The following is a 3,049-nucleotide window of genomic DNA, read 5'->3' on the forward strand; positions in this document are numbered from 1 at the left end:
GGCCGGGCCGGGGTGTTCGGTGGAACCGCAGACGGCGCAGGGGGCGCCGTCGCGCAGGGCTCCGGCGAGTTCGGCGGCCAGTCCGTCGAGGCGGCGTTCGCGGATGTCCAGCCACCGGGTTCGGGCGTCGGCGGCCGCGCGCTCGGCCGCCAGGTGGGAGGCCTCCGCCTGGCGCACCATGGCGTCGAGGCCGTCCCGGCGCCGGGCCGCGTCCCGTCGGGTGCACGCGACCCCCAGGAGCGCGGTGAGTTCGGGGAGGCGGGCGGCGAGAGGGGCCAGTTCCGCGATCTCGGCGGCGGGTGTCCGCCGGTCCCGGCGCAGGCACTCGAGTTCGATGTCGAGTGTGCCGGCTCCGCGGTCATCGGCCGCCTCCTCCGCGTCCAGCGCGGCGAGGTCGCGCTCGAGCGCGGCGGCCTCACGGACCGCCTCGCGCGTGGCGGCCAGCCGGCCGATCTCCTCCCGCAGAGCGCGTTCGCGGGCGACCAGGTGCTCCTCACCGGCCTCGCGCAGGTCGTCCGGCAGTCGCCGGCGGGCCTCCCCCTCCGCCCCGAGTGCGGCCTCGTGGGCGGCCCGGGCCTCGGCGCACACCTGCAGGGCGGGCAGGACCGTCGCGGCGCTCTCCGCCCGTGCCAGCCGCTCACGGTCACGGTCGATCTCCGGCCGAACCGAGGTCAGTTCGTGGTCCTCCCGCAGCGCGGCGGCCCGGCGGGCGCGGAGCTCGGCGATCCGGACGGCCCGGGTGTGACGGTCGGCGGCCCGGGTCGCCGCCGCTTCCGCGGCGGCCAGCCGCAGCTCGGCCAGTTCGAGGCGTTCGCGAGCCGCGACGCGGGCGATGGCGGCCCGGGCGAGGACGGCGTCGGCGCAGTGCGGATCGTCGGGGCCGGGCAGCGGGGGGGTGTCGGCGGCGAGGTCGGGGCACGGTCCGGCGGCCTGCTCGACGCGGTGGGCCAGGGAGACCAGATGTTCGTCACCGGCGCGCAGGCGGTCGCGGGCCTCGGCACGGCGCTCGGCCAGGCGGCGTTCGGCCGCGGCGAAGCGCCCGGTGTCGAAGAGCCGGCCGAGCAGATGGGCACGTTCCTCGGCACCGGCGCGCAGGAATCGGGCGAAGTCCCCCTGCGGCAACATGACGACCTGGCAGAACTGGTCACGACTCATACCGGTCAGTCGACCGATCTCCAGCCCGATCTCCTGGTGCGAGCGGCTGAGTGCCTCCCACCCGCCGGTGCGGGGATCGCGTTCGCGCAACAGGGACAGTGCCTTGTCGCGGGTGGTGCCGGTGCCCCGACGTTTGGGGCGTTCCTGCTCTGGGCGGCGGGTGATCTCCAGCCGTCGGTCGCCCACGGTCAGGTCCAGGACCACCTCGGTGGGTACCCCGGGGTCGGCGTGGTCGCTGCGCAGAGAGGGCAGGGCCTGTTGCCGGGCCCCGGGCACCGATCCGTACAGGGCGTAGCAGACCGCGTCCAGGACGGAGGTCTTACCCGCTCCGGTGGGGCCGTGGAGGAGGAACAGCCCATCGGCGGCCAGGCGTTCGAAGTCGACCCGCTCGGTGCCGGCGAACGGGCCGAAGGCGGTCAGGGTGAGGTGGTGCAGCCTCATCGTGCGCTCCCCCGCCCGCCCTGCCGGCGGCTGTCGTGGTCGGTGTCGTCGGTCCTCCCGGCCTCCAATGCCTCGAGGAGCAGGGCCCGTTCGGAGGCGTCGGGGCCGCGGCCCCCGCGGACGTGCGCGACGAAGTCCTCGGCGACCCGGCGGTCGTCACGACCGCGCAGGCGTTCGGTGTAGCGGGGGGCGGCGGCCTCGGGCGGTGTGTCCGGCTCGTGTCGCAGGCTGAGCAGGCGGGGGAAGCGCGTCGAGAGCCGGCCCAGCGGGTCGTCCGGGCGGGAGGGATCGGTGAGAGTGACCTCGACCAGTGCGTCGGTCGCGCCCTCCGGGGCCGGGCCGGTGAGCAGCTCCTCCAGGGTGCCGCGCATTCGCAGCAGACGGTGCGGGACGGGCGTCTCCACGGCCTCGGCGGCGAGCTCGCCCGCGGGGCCGAGTTCGATCCACCACATGATCTTGCGGTGGTCGGCCTCGGAGAAGGAGTAGGCCAGCGGGGATCCGCTGTACCGGACGCGGTCGGTGAGGGCACGGGCGCCGTGCAGGTGACCCAGGGCGGTGTAGTCGATGCCGTCGAACAGGGAGGCGGGAACGGCCGCGACCCCGCCGACGGTGATGTCCCGCTCGCTGTCGGAGGGTTGGCCGCCGGCGACGAAGGCGTGGACGAGGACGACGGAGCGTGTGCCGGGGGGGCGGGAGGCGAGATCGGCGCGGACGCGTTCCATCGCGGCGCCCAACACCTCCTCGTGACCACCACGGGTCAGGCCGAACCGGTCGCGGACCAGGGCGGGTTCCAGATAGGGGATGCCGTAGCAGGCGACCGGACCGTGCCCGTCGTGCAGGAGCACCGGCTCGGCCAGGCGCTCGGGATCGGTGCGCAGGTGGATCCCGGCCCGGGCGAGCAGGCCGGAGCCGACGCCGAGCCGGGCCGGTGAGTCGTGGTTGCCGGCGATGAGGACGAGGGGGACGTCCAGGTCGGCGAGGCGGTGGAGAGTGTCGTCGAAGAGGCGGACGGCGGTCAGGGGTGGTACCGCGCGGTCGTACACGTCGCCGGAGACCAGCACGATGTCGGGACGACGCTCGCGCACGGTGTCCACGAGATGGTCCATGACGGCGCGCTGGGCCTCCAGGAGACTCGTGCGGTGCAGGCCGCGGCCCAGGTGCCAGTCCGAGGTGTGCAGGATCCTCACGGTGTACCGGGCGGGGTACCCGCCCCTCCCCCTCCGATTCGTGTTCCGTGCCGCGTCCGGGCTCCGGCCGTGGTCCCGATCCGGTCCCGCGTCCCCGTTCGCGGGACGCCGGGGCCCGGTGGCACGCTACCAGTCGTGGTGCGGCCGTCCGCGGGGTTCGTCCGGGATCAACCGGGGGGAGTGGAGCGGGGGTGTCCCGGGGCCGGTGCCGTGAGGACGCGGTGCCGGCACGGGCCGGTGGGTCGGGGAGAGCGGTGGGGGGAGAC

The 3,049-nt window shown here is 75.5% G+C and carries 2 protein-coding genes; both read right to left on the reverse strand.

What is annotated here, in order from left to right; all coding sequences use genetic code 11:
• Positions 1-1,596 (reverse strand): AAA family ATPase (locus FNQ90_RS28205; RefSeq protein ID WP_182607298.1); only part of this gene is annotated, 1,596 nt, incomplete at its 3' end.
• The gene (locus FNQ90_RS17840) at positions 1,593-2,783 is read right to left on the reverse strand and encodes an exonuclease SbcCD subunit D (RefSeq protein ID WP_182607299.1); all 1,191 of its coding nucleotides are present in this window, start codon (positions 2,781-2,783) and stop codon (positions 1,593-1,595) included. The genes FNQ90_RS17840 and FNQ90_RS28205, both read right to left, overlap by 4 nt.
• Positions 2,784-3,049 lie beyond the last annotated feature (266 nt).

The organism is Streptomyces alkaliphilus (genome assembly GCF_014141535.1).
Classification (GTDB): domain Bacteria; phylum Actinomycetota; class Actinomycetes; order Streptomycetales; family Streptomycetaceae; genus Streptomyces; species Streptomyces alkaliphilus.